Raw genomic sequence first — 20868 nt, forward strand, 5'->3', positions numbered from 1 at the left:
TATAACACAGGAGTTTCTTGGCGCGTAAGGTGTTTATATCATTGACAGTACTCATACAAAGCATATACTGGCTCTTACACTGCTCTTTCCCAACAACCACAGGAGGATGCGCATGCATCAAAACAGCTCCACCAACAATCTTCTCGTCGAAGACGTCGAACACCGCTACTGCACGCTCTGCGACTGCGCCGACACCGCCCACACGCGCGAACTCCACAAGGAACGCCGCGAAACCAGCAACGAACAGCCCGCGCACAAGCCGTCGCTGCATCGCAAGCGCACCCGCCGACATGTGCAGATGATCCAGATCGAAGCTCCCCGCGCCGGCGAGTTCCGCAAGGATAACCCCGAAGAGCTTCTCGAACGTGGTCTCGCGACGAAGACTTCGCACACCAGCGGCCAGGAAGCCTTCCGGCCTATCAAGAAGAAGCGCTGCCGCTTCGAGCGCAAGGCCATCCGCAGCCTCAAGGAAATCGCCTGGGACTAACCCATGGCACCACAAACGGGAGCATCGCTCCCGTTTTTTATTTGACTCACAAAGAAGAATATGGTTGTCTTGGAGCAGTAAGCACAAATAAAGGAGCGGTCATGGCTATCCCTCTCTACTGCCCGAGCTGCCAAACACTCATTGGAATAGAAGCAGAGAGCACAACCCTCAATCGTGCACTTTGCATGATTGATTCAGAATTCGCCGACATGAATCTACCTCACTGTCCCGGCAAAATTCATCACAAAGATCCGGTTGTATTTATCTCTTCCGCATTCTTTGGGTGGATCAAGAAGAAGAAGACCTTCTATCCTGAAACGGGAACCACGACTGAAGCAAAGATCTACAAGGGTCCGAAGTCGTGGTTTGCGCTCTGGCTCATCTATGCAGTACACCTCGAACCCAACGAGCGCCTGTTCTTCAATTTCGCAGTCATCTATAAGGGTCCCGATGGGAAGCTCGAGGGTAAGGGACTCGAAGAGCTTGGCCTCAGATAAAACAAAAACCGCCCCTGGCGGTTTTTCATTTTGAGTCAGTTTTGATTTCCTTTCGTGATTTCCACCATGAAGAAATCTTATCAAGAAAAAGGAAACGGATGCCAAGAAATTCGAGCCCAAGCAGTGCAATCCAAGAACCTGGGGTAAGTGGGGTCACAAGTGCGAGCAAGCCGATTACAATGAAAACGACTCCGAGAATTTTCTTGAGTGAGGGTGGAATCTCGCGCATGCGCTGGAGGATGGACATATGTTGATGATAACACAAAAAAGCCGAGCAATGCTCGGCTTAGAAATATTACTTGGGCTCCTCAGCTGGACGGACCCACACAACGTTGTCAGAGAGGCACTCAAGCACGACGCCGGGGCAAGGGCACGGTTCCCACTTTCCATCAGACGAAGAATACACGTCGGTCGCAAGCAGTACAGTGCACGGCTTGATGAGTGTTCCATACACATACGCAAGCGACGCGGGATGCGCATGATGCGTCGGCGAGGGAGCAGATCCATCAGGAAGTGTATGCACAACAGGTCGTACCCAGATGACTTCGCAGCCGCTACAGAGTTTGAGGCCAGGCCACTCGCATCGCTCCCAGTTACCGTTTTCAGCCGGATGTACATCGCTCTCGGTGAGCTTGGTGCCCGGCTGGATGAGCTCTCCGTAGATTGACTTTCCAGACTTCGGATGCGTGTGTAAGCGCGCTGCGCCCATAAGTACCTCCTAAAGATTCTAAGGTTAGACTAATGGAAAAGCAGTAAATTGACAATGGGGGCGCAGTGTGAGAATGTGAGCGAAGATACATTGGAGGTTTGATGCGCACAAAAACGCACACAACAGAAGTTCTCTTTGACCTCGCATGCGATGAGGTCAGCATACGTCCCGAGGACAAGCGGACGATCGATGCACTACTTGCACAACTGCGCGAAAAGAATGAGCATACGCATAAGCACTATTTGCACATGCTCCGCGTCGGGCTACTCTGCCGTGAAATCGGCAGATTCCTTCACCATGAGGAGAAACCGCTCCTCTTTGCGGGCGCACTCCACGATCTCGGTAAGGTACAAAGTCCGACCGAGGTGCTCGGAAAGACCTGTGGCTGGCACGGGGGCGATGCTGCACGTATGCGACCGCATGTCATGGATGGCTATCGCATCCTGCGTGGCCGACTCGACTTCACCGCAGAGATCGTTGTACTCCATCACCGCTTCCAAATGAATGGGTATCCGAAGAAGCTCCCCTTCCCGCTCCATGAATACGATGAAGCGAATAAATTGCTCATCATGGAATACGGAAGAATCCTTGCGATCGCGGATTACTATGATGCATTGCATCGCGAAGATAAGGGTGAAACCCTTAATGCAGATGCCATAAAGGAGCGGATGTTCGAGGGAAATACGGATAGGACGAAGTTGATCCATGCGCTGTATGAGGCGAGGATATTGAGATAGAAGACAACCCGGCAGTAGCCGGGTTTTTTGATGTGGGAAAAATTGAAATTAAATACCACTCAACCGAAATGAGTTGCCTAAACTTTTTAGAGTACCATGGTGGGTTCGCGTCGCATGACCATTTCAGGAGGAATGGCACCGCTTTTCATTCTATTTTTCTGGTCAGTAATCCTCTTGCCTGTATCAACGAAACCAAGACTTTCGTAAAACTTTATTGCTCTTACATTATATAGAACAACTTCAAGAATTGTCGGTTTAGAAGAATCTGCATAATATTGTATGGCAGCCCACATAGACCGACCAATTCCTTGACCAAAATATCCCGGAAGAATGTAGAGCATTGCAAGCCGATTGTAATCGAGGTGCTTCCCCATTGCACAAAATCCAACAGCCTTATTATCTATTTTTGCAACCAATGCATTAAAATTTTCATGCTTATTTTCAACACTCTTTATTGTCCTTGCAATGCCTTCCTTAGAATTTTTACCACTGAACCAATCATTAATATCATCCTCCGTTATACCAGCACCTTTGTTGGGATACGTAGCGAGCCAAGAACGATAAAGAAGGTCCTGAATCTCAGGAACATCAGCGGGAGTAAGAGGTGAGATTTTGAGAGTATCGATATTCATAATAGGCCCAAAGTAGCTACGAAACTTAGAGTGCCAGAATTTGATATTTAGTCAATTGCGTTTAGGAATCGACCCACAAGTCACTAAGAAGATTGCGATGCATTAGGGAGGCGAAAAACACTTCGCGTTTTTACCTCATTGGGCACTCGGAAGTGCACGAAATATGATTCGGGAATCGCCCCTTCGTCACTAAGTATTTTGCTTCGCGCACTCGCAAAATACTAAGTGCGAGTAGGGCCAGGACTCGCCGACTGCGCGCACGGCTGGATTTATCACGAGCGAAGCTCGGATAAAATCTGCGCCGGTGCGGCAGTAGCACCGGCTCCGCCCTTCAATTCCCCCCAATCTCTGCAAAATGAAACCACCCGAAAGCTTTCGCTTTCGGGTGGTCATTTTGTGGAGATGGGGGGAATTGAACCCCCGTCCAAATCGAAGTAATGAATGTTTCTACGAGCGTAGATTCTTTAAGGTTTAGTAGAGAGCGATAGAAAAGAAACAAAACTCACTCAATACGAGCACTGAATTTCGGAAATCGTAACGTGCGTACGATACCTATCCTTATGAAGTGATCGTGGGATAGAGCCTATAAGGAGTCCTCCCTATGCCACGTCGCTGACGACTATGCGTATGCGAATGAGAAGTCCTTGGCACCAAAATATGGTGAAGCAACTCCGGTGCGATTGTTTGCACTTATGGTTTACCGATATGATTGCGGAGGTAATCGGCATCTCCGGCGCGCACTATTCATTACGGATCGACCTGTCGAAGCCAAGTCATCCCCAATTTTGAAACATGGTTAAGTTACCTAGCGTATCTTCATGGCGCGAGCGATCTCTCGCTCCGCTTCACGCTTTTTGATTGTCTCACGCTTGTCGCCCTTCTTCTTTCCTTTGGCGATTGCGATAGAAACCTTAATAACTCGCCCTTTATTATACACTGCAATTGGCACTATTGTCAACCCCTTCGTTTCTTCAGCTTCCTCCAATTCCTGAAGCTCTGCCTTGTTTAAAAGGAGTCGTCGGTTACGCTGCGCCTCATAACCTTCCGCAACTGGCTGTGCCTGGTAGGGTGGAATTTCCATACCCACTAGAAACGCCTCCTTGCCGCGCACGGTTACGTGTGCACCCTCTAATTTCCCATGATGCGCACGGAGTGACTTCACTTCCCCACCCAAAAGCTCCATACCGGCTTCAAAGGTATTAAGGATTTCGTAGTCAAAACGCACTCGTTTATGTTCGATCAGATTGGCCATTGCAGACATATACTAACGTATATTTGATGAATAGGGAATATGAATTTTTCACTCAACAGCTCGCGTGTATGCGCAGAGAGTTATCCCCTCACCTACTATCATTCATGCATGAGTTCATGCTATACTATAGTAAAGTAATAAACTTACTATGAGCAAAAATTTCATTCCCTATCGTGAGATCAAATGCGCCAACTGTCTCACGACTTACACTCCGAGAGTACAACTTCCCAAGTTTTGTGCAAAATGCCACTCGCCGAAATGGGACAATAAGATTAAAATGCAAAATCGCGCAGGCAATGGGGTTCGCGTAAAGCATAGTGATCGCGGGATTAAAGGTTAAACTTTTTGTATGGAAAAACTCGAGCAGTACAAACTTTTTGTGCGCACGCACAAGTTCGATATCGCAATATTCACCCTTCGTTTCGTGCTTGCATTCATTTTTGTTGCGCACGCAGCAATCAAAATTGCCTACGTTGATGATACGTTTGATACCTTTGTTGCATACGGGGCTCCTGGCATATTTGGGCTCATCCTTGCACTCATTGAACTCATTACGGGAATCATGATGCTTGCAGGCTTCGTCGTTGAAGTTGCCGCAGTAGCGCAAGCACTTATTGCACTTGGGTCTATATATGTCGTTCATGGAAGTCGTGGCTTCTTCATCGAAAATGGTGGCTATGAATATGCGCTACTTATCCTTGCAGCGAGCACCGCGATCGGACTCCTTGGGCCTGGCAAGATCGTGCTTGCAAAGCGCTATGCACGCACGGCTCGTTCACTTCGGGAAGGAGGCGTCGACGCAGAAAGCCACCCACTTGGCACATAAACAAAAAACACAGCGTACGGGCTGTGTTTTTGCATGAACTATTCAATAGACTTTTGCATGACCTCCTTCCGCAACTCCGTATCGCCACGTGAGATGACTTCAACAACCCCCGGAGGAGTGACCGATAAAGTCTGCTCCGGAGCTGCAACTGCCTTCATGGGAGCGCTAACAGGAGCGATAGGCAATACAGGCGCCGTGGCGCGCTTTGCCGCCTCTGGACTTCCTGGCGAACGGTAGAGTGTATAGTCAACAATAGCCTGAGCAGCAATAACGGGTGCTCCAGAATTTTCTGCAATACCCTCAATGAATACATAATCGCCCTCCTTTATTGCAGCAGCATCAAGCTTTCCCTGTTGACCCTTGACCTTCGTTACTGCAGAGATTACCACCTTCCACTCGCCACCCCAGGTCTGTACGGAAATACCGCGTGAGGCAACGCTCTTAACAATACCGCGCACCTTTGCACGACCATTGTCATTTACTTCTACAGAGCGCATCTGTTTAGCATACTGCTCAACTTTAGGATTTGCGGTTGAACCACTAGCCGCAACTACAGTAGCAAACATGCGCTGCGATTGTGCTGCACTAAGCTTATCGGCACTAAGTCCGATTGCAGTCTGGAATATCGCACTTGCGGCAACGAGTACAAGTGCCGCAACCATCATGAAATGCAAATCTGTATGTTTGTCTTGCATAGAATATTATAAGAACTAATAAAGAAGAGACGCAGCATCTCTTCTTCGTCCCATCAAAATTCGGGACAAAAAAGAGAGGCAACGCCTCCTCCAATATTGTTATTATATTGCATTGAGAATTTCCGTCAACAAAAGTTATCCACAACACAATAAAAAAACTCCGCCGAAGCGGAGTTAATGGAAAGAACTTCAGGAACTCTTGGGGCGCTCGGTGAAGCGCACGGTGTCGTCCTTGCTGACGATCGTGTCTTCCTTTGCCGGCTTCCCGTTGACGTAGGCATTCTTGCCCTTAAGGGAAATACCCTGACTCTCGGCAATCTCGCCGACCGTCGTCGAGAGAGTTTCCGTGACCCGCGCAGGCACCTTGACCTGCTTCTTCTGGGTCTCCCCTTCAAGCGGAACTTGTTCCAGACTGATGTCGATCTCGTGTTTGTTCACGGGTACCTCCTTAGGTGTGGGGTGTGATGGAAAAACGTTCACCACCGACGATACCTTCCGTCTGTACACGGATACTACCATCGGACCAAAATGCGCACAAGCGCTCTACTGCTTCCGCTGCGACCATAGTCGATGCGGTGATGATGCCATGGGCACCACAGCCTTGACCGGTCGCATCCGCATCATCATAGAGAAAGTGCTCATAGTGCGCGATATCCTCGGGTAACGAGGGGCGCACACAGAACACCGTGAAGAATCGACGCGCGACACGCGTATCGATGAACACATCGACGAGCGGATTTTTCCTAATCTGGGACCAGATCTTCTTTCGCGCAGACATGGTGTCGACGCAAGCAAAGACCGAACCCTTCAGTCGCTCCTGTCCCTCATAATAGCGGCGCTCAGCTTTTACCGTAAGGCCAACTTCATCGAGGAGCCTTTTTGCCACGATGTCGGCCTTGAAATAACCGAGGTCTTCGAGAACGAAACGGGACGCGGGGATGTTGTGCGATTCGACCGCATCGCCATCGATGATGGTCATGCGCTCGACGCCAATGCGTGCAAGCATATCGGCGACATTGCTGCCGACTGAACCAACACCAATGACGGTAACCGTGCGGGTATGCTCGGGGTCAAAAAGATCGGACTGCATGGAAAAATTCATGCGATTCATTACACCTCCTCTACACTCGCAACAGGCCACTCAGTAACGGGATGGAATACCACATTTTCATGGGTATACCCGTCCTCAAGAGAAATGATGAAAAATTCGATCGCATCACCAAAACGGAATTCGGCAAGCGCGCGCTTGATGGTGTCGGAGACGTTGCCGAGACACATCCCCGTTTCTCGCTCAATGTGCGGATGAGGTATGCCATCAGGATGATGGGTTTCCCTCGGCCACACATTAAGGTTGCCGTCATACATGAAGAGGGCTTCGATTGTACCGATGCGGTACGTTACGGACTCATGGGTGATGCGGAGTTCATTGGTCACGAGGTGAATGCCGTACCCTGAGACGATCTCGATCTTTGCAACAAGTGGATGCTTTTCGAAACGCCGGATACTCTCAAGGAGGGCATCTCGATGTTTCTCGTCGAACGTATTCCCCGCAGCACTGAAAACGAGTGGTGTCGTACACTGCTTCTGCAGCATATGGAGCTCTCGTCGCAACTTGAGCAGCTCTTTTTCGTGCCGCTGTATGCGTTCGTGTACATCTCCAATCTCCTGCTCGCACTCTTTGCGCACCTTCTTTTCGGCTCGCACCATCTCTTCGGTCACCCCATCACCATCGATAGGGAGAAGAACGGGACGTACTGCATCACTTGCTGTCTCGTACCCTGACTTCTGCTCAGACCAGAGCACAACAACGTCAAGCAAGAGCTGCAGCAAGCAGGTACTTGCGTACACGCCGCCACGCTCAGTGAGCGTTGAGGGGTGGAAGAGCACGTAGATTGTGTTATCGATGTACTGCATGAGGGCCACATCATTCTCGAGCACCACTCCGCCGCGAAGCGGGCAGTGCGGGAACAAGACGGGCATGCCTTTCCCATTTGCACTCAACTCGATACCCGCAACAGACTTGAGAGTGTGACGTTGCGTCGCAGCAATGGGTCCTGCGAAGAAAAGTATGTCGAGCTCATCGGGAGAGCGCATCGGAAGAGGCGCACGCGTATCACCGCGGGTGATGTGGCATACAACTTTCTTCACGCCATAAAGCCCTACCACCTGAGCGAAGGTCTCGAGGGCATCCTTGTTTTCGGCAAGGAGCTCCTCGATCTGTATTTTTCCACGAGGATCATCGCAGGGAATGGGACCAGCTTCGATGATCGCAACGGGCGGAGAAATGAGCGGAAGCTCTTCCTCCCCGACCATGCACATCATCGAGAGTGGTGTTGTCTTCTCCGAGCGGAGAGGAAAAAACGAATCGGGCAAGAGCCCAATACGCACCTTGCACGGATGTGTGCTAATCGCCACATCGATCTCTGCATCGACCGGCAACCCCTCAGTGGGAATTGCTCCCGAATACAAAATCGGAACTGCAACGTGACACGTTTCCACAGAACCTCCAAAAAGAAATATCTGGCACAGTTCTACAATATTTTAACCTAAATGTCAAAAATGTAACCTGGTAGTATTTCTCCCCTCTTGCATCAATAAAACGCGTTCCAGATTTCACTAAACATACGCCGAGGAATTTTTCGCTAGTTGCCTTTGCTGGAATGAGCACTGCGAATGAGCCGTATGCGTATACGGTGAATGCAGAGCGGAATGAAGCAAAGGCAAATCGCGGAAAATAACCGGCGCTGAACAACCCTGCACACAACGTCCGCCATTTGCGCATGCCACAGGAGGCGGCATAAAAAAATCAACGTGCCATAGGCCGTTGATTTTTTAGAAGCGCAAATGGCTTTATGCCATTACCTCCTTAACGATACGAGTGAAAGTCTCTGGGTTCTCCTGAGCGAGGGTTGAGAGAATCTTGCGATCGAGCGCAATATTCTTCTTTGCTGCTGCTCCGATGAACTTTGAGAATGAGGTTCCCAGTGGCTTGACCGCTGCGCTAATGCGCACCTGCCAGAGTCGGCGGAAATCATTCTTCTTATCGCGACGATGAGCGAAGGCGTAAACACCTGCCTTGCGGAGTGCCACCTTTGCCTGTGCCTCCTTCGTACTGCGAGCATTGCGGAAGCCCTTGGCTGCCTTGAGCACATTGCGGCGACGCTTAAGGGACGTTGTACCGCGCTTTACACGTGACATATATTTCTGTGATTAGTTTGGTTAATAACGTCCTATCCGACGTTCGATAGGAAACGAGCGGCTGTCTTAGCCGACATGTTGAGTGCGGTGCGACCCTTGCGGTTAAGCTGGGTAGAACGGCTCTCAAGAGCGTTGTAGTGGTTGATGCCTGGCTTGCGCACGAGTGCCTTACCTGACTTTGTTACCTTAACACGCTTTGCGTATGACTTGTTGGTCTTCATAATAGTTCTTTATGCTTTTGTCTCCTTTGCAACTTTTACGTCCTTCTCGTCTTTGGTGTCCTTTTTTGGCTTACCTCTTTCGAGAACGGTCGAGAGACCCTTAGGTCCACGCTTCGGTGCTTCGGCTATTTTGTAATCCTCGGAAACGAGAACAAGGACACGATGCAGGCGCTCATCGAGAAACTTTGGATCGAGATATTTCGCTCGTCCTGCAAGGTAGAGGTCCAGCTTGACGCGATGACCTTCCTTGAGCCACTCAGAAATTCGCTTTGCTTTGAGCTCGAGATCGTGCTCTCCAGTCGCGATTTTAATCTGAACAGTCTTCGTTTCCGTGACATGTGCCTTTGCACGTGCTTCACTCTCCTTCTTTTGCGTAGTGTACTGAAACTTACCATAATCAGTAATTTTTGCAATAGGCGGATCGGCCTCTGGAGAGATCTCGATCAAGTCAAGACCGCGCTCTTTTGCAAGCTTAAGAGCGTCCTCTGTGGACATGATACCGAGATTTCCCTTTTCATCGTCGATCACGCGAAGGTCGCGAGCACGAATTTGGTTATTTATCCTTACTTTTTCTTTCACGGGGATTATTAATTAGTGGTCAAAGTATAGCAGACAATTATAGTTTTGTCCAATGAAAAGCGTGCATTTACGCCAGTTTTTGAGCAAATGTAGGAAATATTTTTGGTATTTCGAATTATGCCACATTTTTATCCCGTGCGGAGCCCTCAAGGCCCCTACTCCTGGCATTAAAAACAGAAAATCCCCTTAATTAGGGGACTTTCCATTGTTAATCCTCAAACTCGAGCTCAATCGTTGTGCCAAGCTCAGGAACCGTTGCATCGAGACCCAAATAATCCTTGATACGCTGTGCAAGAAACATAGTACTGCGTGGTTCTCCAATTGCCACGAACACTTTCTTGAGTGTCGCTGAGCCTTTCTCCACAAACTCTACCAAGTGATCCATGTCCTTGTGTCCAGAGTAACCATTAAGCACAGAGAGATGTGCGCGCACATCAACTTCGGCATCGCCGATACGAATATGACGATCACCATCAATGAGCCTTCGGCCTACCGTACCTGCTGCTTGATAACCCGTAAGCAATACCGCGGTCTTCTCATCACCTGCAAAGTGACGGAAGTGATGCATGATGCGTCCACCATTAAGCATTCCCGATCCTGCCATAATCACCTTTGGACCATGCTGGTCCCAGATCGCCATACTTTCGGCGCGTGTCTCGGTGAAGAAAAGATTTGGAAAACGGAAGACATCGTCACCACTCTTAATGATATGCTGCACCTCCTTATTGAAGTACTTATTACTACGGTGATAGACCTGTGTCGCCTTAATCGCTAGCGGTGAGTCAACATAAATCTTCACTGTTGGAAGCTGATGATGCTCAACCATTTCATTGAGCTCAAAGAGCAGCTCTTGTGTACGCTCAATGGAGAATGCAGGAAGAAGAAGTGTGCCACCTTTTGCAACACTCGCCATGATGGCCTTCTTGAGATTCTCCTTTCGATCTTCTCTGTTCTCATGATTGCGATCACCATAGACTGCTTCCATAAGGAGATACTTCACTCCCTCAATAGAATCCGTATCACGGATGAGTGGCGTCGGAGAATTACCGAGGTCGCCAGTGAATACCATAATATCCCGACCAAGCTTAAGGAACATCATCGCAGATCCGAGCATGTGACCTGCATCCTTCATCTCACAGGAGAGATGGTCTGCCAGTGGGAATGATTCATAATACTCCTCAGTGTGCCAAAGACGCATCGTCTTCTCAACGTCAGACTCCTCATAGATTGGCTCCGTGCCATCGCGCGTTGCCTCGTGCGCAAGAATGCTTACCGTATCATGGAGCATGATGTCAGCAAGTTCCTTCGTAGGAACAGTCGAAATAATGCGCCCTTTGAATCCCTCTTTTACAAACTTCGGAATACGGCCGACATGGTCAATATGCGCGTGGGTCACGAGCAAAATATCAATGGTCTTTGGGTCAACCATGAATGGGGCATGATTACGCTCGTCGGCATAGTGCGCCCCCTGATAAAGCCCACAGTCAATCATGATCTTCTTCCCCTGTGCCTCGAAGTAGAAGTTATTGCCCGTTACTGAGTCTACGGCACCGAAGAAACCTATTCGCGCTTTGTGTGACATATGCTGGTATTATATCCCAGAAATCAATATTATGGCAGAGTTCGGGGCGTGTACGCAAGTTTACAATTCTTTTTTTGAACGTACTCTAAAGAGAGCTGCACACTATGGGAGGCGCTATGACCAGCAATACTCCTTACCTCAATATCCCCACCGATCAAGACAATGCGGAATACCTCCTCCTCACCCAGGGGAAGATGGTCATGATGGGAGAAATCAACGAACAGTCGTATGCGAAACTGTTCGGCAATCTTCTTCTGCTTGATGCCATTGGAAGTCCCGACGTCGAGCTACACATCAGTAGCGACGGCGGCAGTGTCACCTACGGATTCATGATGTTCGATGCGATCAGACTCTACAAGGGCAAGATCATTGGTATTGTCCCTGGAGGGCAAGCAATTTCGATGGCCTCCGTCATCCTGCAAGCGTGCACGCTCCGTAAGATGTCACGGCACTCTTGGATGAATATTCACACTGCGCTTACGAAGAACCCTATCAGTTATGCAGATATCGTCAGCGCGGGAAAAATGAAAAAACTTACTGAGGTTCTTAAAATCTCCACGGAGCGCATCCTTGATGCATATATGCTCCGTGCGAAAGTATCGCGGAAACGCATCGCTACCCTCATGGGCGAGAATAAGGAATTGCCTCCTGGCCTTGCTCTAAAGCTCGGCCTTATCGATGAGATCATTTAAACCAGGCACCCTTCGGGGTGCTTTTCTTTACAAATTATATCGAACGCGTAATCTATAGAGAGAACGACACAGGAGCGAGTCATGAATGATATCCCAGTGCGCAGCAACCTACCCCCTGACCAAGCAACTGCAGAGCAGCTGCTACTCGCAAAAGGAATCATTCTTATCTTTGGTGAAATTAATGATGCTGCTTTTGAAAAATTGAGTGACCAGCTCCTTCTCCTTGAGGCTGTGGGTAGTCCCGACATCGAGGTACGCTTCGACAGTACTGGTGGGGACACTCTCCCAGGATTCCTCATGTACGACCTACTGCGCTTGTACAAAGGAAAGACAACCGGCGTCATCACGCACGAAGCGACGTCCATCGCCTCAGTGGTCTTCCAAGGCTGCGCGGTACGAAAAATCTTCGAGCATGGTTGGATACATATTCATACACCAACTTCAAACGATCCTCTCTCGCTCGCTGCACTTGAGAACGCAGCAAATATTAAGGACCTCAGGCTCGGGCTCAGAAAGTGCTGCGGCCAAATGCTCGACGTCTATGAAAACCGAGCGCGTTGCACCCGAGAACAGATCAGGGGACTCATGGATGAGGATCGACCTCTCTTTGCCGAAGAAGCGCTCAATCTAGGCTTCGTCGACGAAATCATATAAATCAAAAAATTCAAGCACCCAATGGGTGCTTTTTGTGTCTAAAATATGGCTCTATAAAGGCTCGCTTTATCTGCTACCATATATGTTATCTGTGAATTGCGAAAACTGGGGTTGTGTTACTATGAATAGGTATTGGGAAAAACCCTAATCGAGTCAAAGGGCTAGCTCATATCGCCGTCATTCTTGGATGCCGTGCTGCGGCCGCCCACTTATCTACTAAGGCTCATTCCCAATACATATAAAAACAGCTCCATGCGAGCTGTTTTTACTACCGCATTTTTGAATCAAAAAAACAACCGAGCAAAGCTCGGTTGTTTTCGCATTTCTAGACTGAGAATAGTTTTGTATCCTCGTATTCTCAAATCGAAAAGTTGGGATGAGATTGCTCTCGCTGGAGCTTTGCCGACCGTCGGAGCCGTAGGTGTTCTACGGTGACGAGGCGGCAAAACGAAGCGTGAGAGCAAGCTCGCCCAAATCTTCGATTTACTCAATGATGCCGTCGAGATTTACATCATAAAGCATTCGTTCCTGAATAGACTTCCAGTTAATGAGCTCCTCCGGCTTAAACCAAATAGCAAGTTCTCTCTTTGCCTCCTCCACCATATCTGAACAATGGACCAAGTTACGCACTGCGCGACCATCGATGTTCGCAAGGTCATATGAATCAAGTGTGAGGTCGCCACGGATGGTACCCACATCGCTGGTTAGTGGCTCTGTGCCTCCAACGATCTTCTTTACAATACCGACTGCCTGGTTACCCTCCCATGCCATGATGACGACTGGTGAGCAAGTGAGAAAATCAAGAAGTCCATTGAGGACATCACGACCATATGCTACCGCCTCCTTTGCAGGTGTACCACCTTCGCTAAGTATTCGGTCAACCGTACGCTGTCCTACCTTTGTGCACCATGCGTCGTCCTTTCCATAATGTGTTGCAGCCTGCTCTCGTGTTGCCACAATGAACTTCATACCGATCATCTTGAGACCTGAGCGCTCAATACGCTCAACAACCTCACCTGTAAGTCCGCGCTGTACGCCATCGGGTTTTACTATCACAAACGTACGCTCATAGCGTGGATGATTCTTGTCCATACTCAATAAAAATGAAATGTTAATATCGGAATGATAGCATGCCAAACTGTTTACGCAATCGAGTTTGACAAGAGCACCACACTCCCCTAGTCTGAGTATAGACTGCACTTCTTCGGAGTTTTTAATGTGCCACACGCACAACCACCACGACAGTACAGAGCCTCGTCGCTATACCATTGTCCTTCTCTTGGCTGCCCTCATCTTCATCATGGAGATGTTCGTTGGCAGTCGCTCCCATAGTCTTGCGCTTGTCGGCGATGCCTGGCATGTTCTCGCGGACGCAGGAGCAATAGGGCTCGCACTCGGAATCGCGCTCTTTGTGCGTAACAAAGAGCCACATCACGTCGCGAACATCAGGAAGTATGGTGCATACATTCAAGGCGGACTGCTCTATTACGTCTGCTTCTGGATGTTCAAAGAGGCCATTGAGCGACTCCAAGCGCCGAAAGTCCTTGATCTCGGCTGGGTCATCACCATTGCCACTCTCGGCACAGTGGGCAACTGGCTGCAGCACCGCATTGTGACCAAAGATCACGGAGCTGACAATATCACCAAGCGCGCGCTCGACGTGCACATACTCTCCGATCTTGCACAGAGCGTTGCCGTCGTCATGGGTACGTTGCTCATCGTTTGGACCAAACTACCCATCATCGACCCAATCCTCTCCTTTGGCATTGCCATCTGGATGAGCATCTGGACGACACAAATCGTTCGCGCTGCAGGAAAAACTCAAAGTCACTGTTGCACACATCAACACTAGCTTCTTGCGAGAGACTTCGTCTCTCGCTTTTTTATAATAAAAACTCAAGGCAGCCACCTTGAGTTTTCAATTATGTTTTCTATTTTACCGCAGAAGGACCATCATACATCATCCTTCCTTTATACGCTTGCTGCATATAATCAAAGAGTTTTACACTTTCATTCGGCATGACGTTATCATTCATGATCTTCTTTGAAAGCATAATACCCTTTATCGCATCGAGTGCATCCGCATATTCCTGTGGCATACTCTCAAGCTGCACTTCCTTTGGCGCAAATACAGCATTTGATGGGAGGCGATGCAAATACTCCATGAAATGATCCATGTTCGGAATCTTCACCCGCGCAGCAATCTGCTCACGAATATACTGTGGAATCATACGCTCTGCTGCTGCACTCTTTTCATCAATTGAAAGTGCATCCCATCCTTTCTCAAGTGTTGCTATTTCAGCAGTGGACACTGACAGTGGGCTCGTTGAGGCTTCCTCGACTACTGCTGCAGCACGAGCTCCTGTTGGAATAGGCTGAGCAGCGACGCTTTCATGCAATCCAGAATGTTGATGTTCTTTCAAGTAGCGAGCAATCTTTTCTGCATCAACCGTTCCATTACCAACGTATTTCTGCATATCCTCACCATCCAGACCAAGCGCCTTGAAATGCTCTGGCTTTGCAGTACGAAGGAAGTTCGCGTATGCATTAACCTGCACGCCCTCACCATCCTTTGCAAGCTCTGGAAAACGCTTCTGCATAATAGGCATCAGTTTTGCGAGTGCCTCATCGGTAGAATGCACGGTCTCAACGTGCGGAACCACCTCTACTCCTGGACGCGTTGCCGTATACGCTTTGCGTAACTTATCTGCCTCTGCAACACGCTGCGCATTATTATCTACGTAGTCCTTGATACTTTCATCAAGAGGACGAGTTCTTACCGCGGCCGCCTCATCAAGCGCTCGCTCACCGTTACGGACAATCTCTGCGCCCGCCGCTCGATGTGCAAGTACGCGCTCCTGTTCAGTAAGCACACGTTTAATATAGAGTTCTGCAGTCTCCCCCGTCTTTGGTCGAATGCCCGAGCTCTCACGCAATGAGTTCATATAGTCTCGTAGACCCATACGTGTACGCGACTCTGCAATGAGCCCCTGACGTTTTGTCAGCAAGCTTTCAGCTGAGGTATCTTTAAGTCCATGTACGCGTCGGAGAGGATCGCCTTCCCATTCTCGCGTATGATCACGACCGAAGATTCCTTTCTTTCCGAAGATACCCTCAAGGCTCTTTTGCATCTTATTCTGAGCAGCCGCAGCGAACTCTGGCACAACCTCACCCTTTGGAGTAGGAGCATAATCTCCATCTTTAGGAAGCACCCATGGCCTTGGTGGACCATACTGTGTGTGCACCGTTTGTCCCGGAAGCACCGAAGGCCTTGGCATACGTGGCGCCTCTCCCTCCCCAGGAAGAACACTCGCGCGCGGAGCACGGACCGTTTGTCCAGCAACAGTTTCTGCATGTGCACCCGCACCACCTCCAATTTTCAGCTCAGTGACCTGATGATGGAGTTTTGAAAGATCAATCTGTTCGCCGACGCGAATCACATTCGCATTGCCACTTGAAATCCCCATGAGCTTCAATTTCTCAGGAGAAAGATGCTTCACAAGATTCGCAATTGCAACCTCCTGATCGTGGCCAGCGAGTTTCGCCACCTCTGGGAATTTACGAACGATAGAGGTCAATGTCTCACCCGCCACCACAGTGTGTGCGCCGAGCGCAACCTCTGCATGTGCTGCGACACTGCCGGGCAGCACCGAAGGACGTGGACCGCGGCTGAGCGCTTGCTCACCCCAATTTGTACCCTTTGGAGCATCGCCCGCCCCTTCAGCAAACCCATCACCGTGACCAAAGAAATTTGATGCCGCATGTGCGAGACCAAAGCCGGCAAGACCGAAGCCAACACGAAGAGCAACAGCCTTACTGATGTGCTTATTGCTACGCTTACGCGCTGATGCATCAATATCCTCTCGGTAGCCCTCAAGAATTGAACCGATCTTCGTCTCAATCGCGGACATGTCGAGTGAATGAACTGCATCTGCATGACCAAGGGCCTGCATAAATGCAAGACCATTGATTGCACTACGGGAATCATCACTTCGAGCAACTCCATGTTTATCCTCGGCGCGCGCGTTAATACGAGCAATACGACTTTCCTGTCCGAAACTAAGCATGCCTTGCTTCATATACTCACGCATAAGTGTCGCAGTCTGCGCAATCTTGCGCTCGAGCACTTCCGCAGATTCCTTGTCGCCCATTTCATGCGCAACATCGAGTTTCGTAAGCAAACGCTCAACACGATCTGAATAGAACTTCGCGTCACGAAACTCTCGAAGTTTCCTTGTACGACTCTCGAGCACATTACCCGACTTAATCTTCTCGCGAAGCACACTGATATCAGCCTTCAACTGCTGCGCACGCTCATCATCATGACTACGTAACGCTTCCTCACGTTCTGCTTCTTTGCGCTCGAGAATTTCCTCATTGTTGGCCGTATAAACAACATCTTCCTGGAGCTCTGCGTCACCGATCATTCCTGATGCACGTCGTGTCTTCAATAGCTCCTTAGCCTCTCTGCGTGATTGGAAATATCCCACTGCACCGGCAACACCAATTGCTACTGCACCACCCGCAATGGCTGCGGTCGCAGGAAGAGCTACTGCACCTAGGACTGCAGCTGCTGCAATGCGCGATGCGGCACCATAGGCCATGTACTGACCACGATTCTTTGCAAACTCGCTTATTGAGCGCGTAAACACATTTGTATCACGGATATGCTGCAGCGCCTCTTCAGCATCAGGGTTTGACGAGAATAACTGGTTCAACTGCACGCGCTCATCAAGACCATTGAGTTCGAGCATTGCTGCTCGACGAGACTCGGGACTTCCTTCTTTGCCATCCATCTTCTCAAGTGCCGCAAGCAATCCCCTACGTGCCTCTTGATATTCCTCTCGTGTCTCTGCGACTTGTAGATGTTCCTTTCCAGAAAGCGCAATATGCTTGTGCCCGAGGAGTTTCGCAAAATAGCCTGGCTGCTCGCCCTTAGGCACCGCGAGATCTGCATCAAGCCACTGCTTTGGAATCTTCGCGAACTTCGAAGCTGCGGCGTTATATGCCTCTATGACTGCAAGCTTCTCCGGATCATCCTTCCAGCGTTCCGTACTCAGATAGTTCATTCGCAATGAACCATCTTCCTCTTTGACGACTTCAGGACCCTCTGCAGCAACCTTTGCAAATGCTTCAAGCATTGCCTTGCGCTCACTCGCAACAAGATGGTCACCAGAAGAAAGTTTGCGTGCGATATCACGCTGGCGAGTCTGTTCTGCGACGTTCTTCGCAAGACCCATTGTAATCATACTCAAACCAACCTTCCCCAAGAAACTACGCTTACCCCAGGCTGCATCTGCCTCTTTCTTTGCCTCACGCTTCACCTTTCCAACAAGTGCAGTACTGTAATTCTTCAGCATCAGGAGCTGCTGCCCTTCACTCAAATCAGTAAAACCAGGAATCGTCTGCAGCTCTTCAAAACTCACTCCTTCATTTCCAAACTTTTCAATGATAGAAGCAGAAATAATCGGCTTTTCATTTTCAATAATAACTTCCGCATTCTCGACAGGCTGCTCGGTCTTGATATGGAGCGGCACATCTTCGGAGCTAATCTCTGGAGGCATAACCTGAACTTCGTGCACAACGGGTGAGCTCTCTTCAGTATTTGGAAGCGCTACTGCATTCACCGTGATACCTGCTGCAATTGCAGGTGGGGCGACGACACCTGCCTTTAGCGCAGCTATGCGCTCCTTTGCTGCGCGCATTTCGGCGTAGCTCGAGAAACCTGTACTCTTAAGTCGCTGTTCAAGTCGTGCAATCTCTTTCGCAGCTTCATCATTAGAGGCAACTTCGGGTATAACCTCATGCTCAGCCACCTCTGGTGCAACGGACACTGGTACTACTTCAGCATTCGCTTCTGGTGCAGGCTCAACCGGAGCCGGCATTCCCCGTGCGACGAATGCTTCGAATTCGGCTGTGGCTTCTTCGCCCTTCCCCTTCTCTACCGACTCAATGAAATGCTGCACACCCTCTTCATCAATTCCAAAACGTGAGAGCAGGTGTTTCGCCTTTGCAGTTTGAAGGACTTTTACATCACCCGCCTCTGCACGCGCGGTAATCTCTCCAAATTCCTGTACTGCTTCCCCTTCGCTGCGGTAAAGTCTTGTTGCAACGTGATGTGGTACGCCAAGCGCTGTCACTGAACGGATAAAGCCACTGCGCTTTCCAAGGGCTTCTTTGTAGGCCACAAGATCACTCTCTGAAATTTTGCCCTCAGTGATAAGCTCTTGTTCTTTCTTTCGTCGTGCAGCAAGGTTCTTTTCGTCGCCGAATAGTTCCCGCATTTTATCAATGCGCGTAATATCATCAGCCTTAATGCTCCCTAGAACCTCTGGGGCCACCTCACGCAACACTCCATATATATGCTTATCAAGCTTATCACGCTCGACATAAAGCTCTCCAATTTCATGCTTCTTTCCCTTTTTCTTGCGCAGCGCCGCAATTTCTCCCTCAAGCTCAAGTGCGCGTTCTGCTTCTTTCTCTAATTCCTTTGCACGCTCCTTGCGGTCTTCACCTGCAAGCGTACCCTCAAGTACACCCCCTTCCATTGTCTCGCCAAGTGTATTCGGAGCGACTTCCCCGTTACCTGGAAGTGGTACAGCATCGGCAGCATTTATTACGCCTTCTACTGCGGCGATATCACGCTTGATCTCATTATCAACGGCAACTGGTTCTGGAGTACCAGTGACAACATCTTGTACTATGCGTGTATTTGCAGCGATTTGCGCCTGATGTTTTGTTTCTTCTGCCTTCTCCTCTTCTGCAGCATCTTCTTTTTGTGCACGATGAAAACCCTCAAGCAATTGCTCTCTGGAAACGTGTACTTCTTCTACCTTGGGCTCGCTCGAACCGCCATATTCGCGAATGAGTCGTGCCTTTCCGTCCTCAGTATATCCATTAAAGATAAATCTTCGATCTTCAAAAGCTACAACGTCACCTGCAACGTCATCGGTCTCTGCGGTCGGCTCATCAACAGACTCGGCTGGAACAGCCTCAGCAGGCAATGGCGTACCTTCAAAAGCGTCACCAAGCTCAGCGAAACTTCCCAATGTTTTTCCTTCGCGTTTTCCCATGATAAGTACAATTATTTGTTAACAAAGCAGGCTTCCTCCAGAAGTTGCATTATGAACATATTGTACCACAAAACTGCTTCCAAACTGAGTATTTATCGTCGTGATATTCTTTTGCACACCTTCCCGACTTTAATATTTGTAAGTACTATATTCGATGTATAATAAAGAGATGGAAAATACACCCGCAACCAAGGATACTGCGTCCAACGACCAGCCAAAGGATGCAAAAACAAAGCTTCTGCAGCTACAGAAAGATGCTGCAGTGCTTGCCGAAAAAGAGCACAAACTCAAAGAAGAGATTGCAAGTATGCAAAGGGATCTGGACACTCATGTGGACGATGAAAAAAAGACTGTCTCGAAGATCCACCATGGCGTTCTACCGCTCGAACAAAACTCAAGCAATACAGTACATACTGAAGGAAATAACCCTACAAGGAAGATCATCGTTCAACTTGCAGACTGTAAAGTCCCAGCAATACCCTATGATCTTTCAAGGCCCTATGAGCACAGAGAATACACCGCTACGGAAATTCAAAAGTTTCTCGCAAATGCTTCACATGGCAAAATAAGCAGCCGACTCATTGAAACGGACCGTAGTGATGCAGTAGAAATCATTGCACTCCTCGAAGAAGAACGTGCGCGACTGAGACAGAAATTCGCACTCTATGTCGAACTTCCTACAAGCGCACTTGTGGGGCTTCCTACCGACGAACTCGAGCGTAAATTATTCTTGCGACATTTCCGAAACAAAGAAGCTCAGCATCGCGTATTCATGATAGGATTTTCTGTTGCGCTTTTCTGTGTGATTGGTGCAGTACTTGCCGATGCACTCAATGAGGGAAATCAGCAAATAGTTACCATCGCCGCACTTGTCGGCGCAGCGACAACTGCACTCGGTATCGCGGGGCACCTTACGATGCGCATTAGCGATAGTAGGGCTGAAAAATACGCCGTGCGCATGATACAAGAACTCTCCTTACTTGATACAGTACTCGACCACTTCCGCATCGCAATGCGATAAAAAAGACACCCTT

22 protein-coding genes and 1 other RNA gene are annotated in these 20868 nt (G+C 49.2%); 8 read left to right on the forward strand and 15 right to left on the reverse strand.

Annotation, left to right across the window (positions count from 1 at the left end):
- Positions 1-106 precede the first annotated feature (106 nt).
- Positions 107-487 carry a hypothetical protein gene (locus tag VJ579_05080; protein HXK38410.1) on the forward strand — a complete coding sequence of 127 codons (381 nt, stop codon included), beginning with the start codon at positions 107-109 and terminating at the stop codon, positions 485-487.
- 101 nt (positions 488-588) lie between these two features.
- Entirely contained in the window at positions 589-984 is a 396-nt protein-coding gene (locus tag VJ579_05085; GenBank protein HXK38411.1) for a hypothetical protein, read from the forward strand.
- Between the two features lie 25 nt (positions 985-1009).
- Here VJ579_05085 and VJ579_05090 read toward each other — a convergent pair whose 3' ends face one another.
- Positions 1010-1231, reverse strand: coding sequence for a hypothetical protein (locus VJ579_05090; GenBank protein HXK38412.1), 222 nt, complete (start codon positions 1229-1231; stop codon positions 1010-1012).
- Between the two features lie 48 nt (positions 1232-1279).
- Complete coding sequence (locus VJ579_05095) at positions 1280-1693, reverse strand: hypothetical protein (protein HXK38413.1); 414 nt, start codon at positions 1691-1693, stop codon at positions 1280-1282.
- 101 nt (positions 1694-1794) lie between these two features.
- Here VJ579_05095 and VJ579_05100 point away from each other — a divergent pair, with 101 nt between their 5' ends.
- On the forward strand, positions 1795-2430 hold the full coding sequence (locus tag VJ579_05100; protein ID HXK38414.1) for an HD domain-containing protein: 636 nt from the start codon (positions 1795-1797) through the stop codon (positions 2428-2430).
- An 86-nt stretch (positions 2431-2516) separates the two neighbouring features.
- Here the strand turns inward: VJ579_05100 and VJ579_05105 are convergent, their stop codons facing one another.
- The 3 genes from VJ579_05105 to smpB all read right to left on the reverse strand — a co-directional run bounded on the left by VJ579_05105 (position 2517) and on the right by smpB (position 4314).
- A complete protein-coding gene (locus VJ579_05105) occupies positions 2517-3062 on the reverse strand; it encodes a GNAT family N-acetyltransferase (GenBank protein ID HXK38415.1) in 546 nt (181 codons plus the stop codon).
- A 394-nt stretch (positions 3063-3456) separates the two neighbouring features.
- Positions 3457-3843, reverse strand: a transfer-messenger RNA (tmRNA) gene (ssrA, locus tag VJ579_05110).
- A 24-nt stretch (positions 3844-3867) separates the two neighbouring features.
- The gene (gene smpB, locus VJ579_05115) at positions 3868-4314 is read right to left on the reverse strand and encodes an SsrA-binding protein SmpB (GenBank protein HXK38416.1); all 447 of its coding nucleotides are present in this window, start codon (positions 4312-4314) and stop codon (positions 3868-3870) included.
- A gap of 349 nt (positions 4315-4663) precedes the next feature.
- Between smpB and VJ579_05120 the strand changes: the two genes are divergently transcribed.
- The gene (locus VJ579_05120) at positions 4664-5140 is read left to right on the forward strand and encodes a DoxX family protein (protein HXK38417.1); all 477 of its coding nucleotides are present in this window, start codon (positions 4664-4666) and stop codon (positions 5138-5140) included.
- Positions 5141-5178: 38 nt separating this feature from the next.
- Here VJ579_05120 and VJ579_05125 read toward each other — a convergent pair whose 3' ends face one another.
- The 8 genes from VJ579_05125 to VJ579_05160 all read right to left on the reverse strand — a co-directional run bounded on the left by VJ579_05125 (position 5179) and on the right by VJ579_05160 (position 11415).
- Positions 5179-5835, reverse strand: a complete 657-nt coding sequence (locus VJ579_05125) for a hypothetical protein (protein HXK38418.1) — start codon at positions 5833-5835, stop codon at positions 5179-5181.
- Between the two features lie 189 nt (positions 5836-6024).
- Complete coding sequence (locus VJ579_05130) at positions 6025-6273, reverse strand: hypothetical protein (protein HXK38419.1); 249 nt, start codon at positions 6271-6273, stop codon at positions 6025-6027.
- A gap of 10 nt (positions 6274-6283) precedes the next feature.
- The gene (locus VJ579_05135; GenBank protein ID HXK38420.1) at positions 6284-6946 is read right to left on the reverse strand and encodes a ThiF family adenylyltransferase; all 663 of its coding nucleotides are present in this window, start codon (positions 6944-6946) and stop codon (positions 6284-6286) included.
- On the reverse strand, positions 6946-8334 hold the full coding sequence (locus VJ579_05140; protein ID HXK38421.1) for a hypothetical protein: 1389 nt from the start codon (positions 8332-8334) through the stop codon (positions 6946-6948). The genes VJ579_05135 and VJ579_05140 overlap by 1 nt, the downstream gene beginning before the upstream one ends.
- 351 nt (positions 8335-8685) lie before the next feature.
- Entirely contained in the window at positions 8686-9033 is a 348-nt protein-coding gene (rplT, locus tag VJ579_05145; protein HXK38422.1) for a 50S ribosomal protein L20, read from the reverse strand.
- 32 nt (positions 9034-9065) lie between these two features.
- Entirely contained in the window at positions 9066-9254 is a 189-nt protein-coding gene (locus VJ579_05150; protein ID HXK38423.1) for a 50S ribosomal protein L35, read from the reverse strand.
- Positions 9255-9263: 9 nt separating this feature from the next.
- Positions 9264-9833, reverse strand: coding sequence for a translation initiation factor IF-3 (gene infC / locus VJ579_05155; GenBank protein ID HXK38424.1), 570 nt, complete (start codon positions 9831-9833; stop codon positions 9264-9266).
- 208 nt (positions 9834-10041) lie between these two features.
- Complete coding sequence (locus tag VJ579_05160) at positions 10042-11415, reverse strand: MBL fold metallo-hydrolase (GenBank protein HXK38425.1); 1374 nt, start codon at positions 11413-11415, stop codon at positions 10042-10044.
- Positions 11416-11531: 116 nt separating this feature from the next.
- On the opposite strand from VJ579_05160, the gene VJ579_05165 reads away from it, so the two are divergent.
- A complete protein-coding gene (locus VJ579_05165) occupies positions 11532-12107 on the forward strand; it encodes an ATP-dependent Clp protease proteolytic subunit (GenBank protein HXK38426.1) in 576 nt (191 codons plus the stop codon).
- 81 nt (positions 12108-12188) lie between these two features.
- The gene (locus VJ579_05170; GenBank protein HXK38427.1) at positions 12189-12761 is read left to right on the forward strand and encodes an ATP-dependent Clp protease proteolytic subunit; all 573 of its coding nucleotides are present in this window, start codon (positions 12189-12191) and stop codon (positions 12759-12761) included.
- A 483-nt stretch (positions 12762-13244) separates the two neighbouring features.
- Here VJ579_05170 and VJ579_05175 read toward each other — a convergent pair whose 3' ends face one another.
- The gene (locus VJ579_05175) at positions 13245-13853 is read right to left on the reverse strand and encodes a nucleoside-diphosphate kinase (GenBank protein HXK38428.1); all 609 of its coding nucleotides are present in this window, start codon (positions 13851-13853) and stop codon (positions 13245-13247) included.
- 124 nt (positions 13854-13977) lie between these two features.
- Here VJ579_05175 and VJ579_05180 point away from each other — a divergent pair, with 124 nt between their 5' ends.
- Positions 13978-14613 carry a cation diffusion facilitator family transporter gene (locus VJ579_05180; GenBank protein ID HXK38429.1) on the forward strand — a complete coding sequence of 212 codons (636 nt, stop codon included), beginning with the start codon at positions 13978-13980 and terminating at the stop codon, positions 14611-14613.
- A gap of 79 nt (positions 14614-14692) precedes the next feature.
- Here the strand turns inward: VJ579_05180 and VJ579_05185 are convergent, their stop codons facing one another.
- Complete coding sequence (locus VJ579_05185; protein HXK38430.1) at positions 14693-19834, reverse strand: hypothetical protein; 5142 nt, start codon at positions 19832-19834, stop codon at positions 14693-14695.
- A 169-nt stretch (positions 19835-20003) separates the two neighbouring features.
- On the opposite strand from VJ579_05185, the gene VJ579_05190 reads away from it, so the two are divergent.
- Positions 20004-20855: a hypothetical protein gene (locus VJ579_05190; GenBank protein HXK38431.1), complete on the forward strand. Its 852-nt coding sequence runs from the start codon at positions 20004-20006 to the stop codon at positions 20853-20855.
- Positions 20856-20868: the final 13 nt, after the last annotated feature.

It is taken from the genome of Candidatus Paceibacterota bacterium, assembly GCA_035583355.1.
In the GTDB taxonomy this organism is placed as follows: Bacteria; Patescibacteriota; Minisyncoccia; order Phycocordibacterales; family UBA6899; genus JAJZQJ01.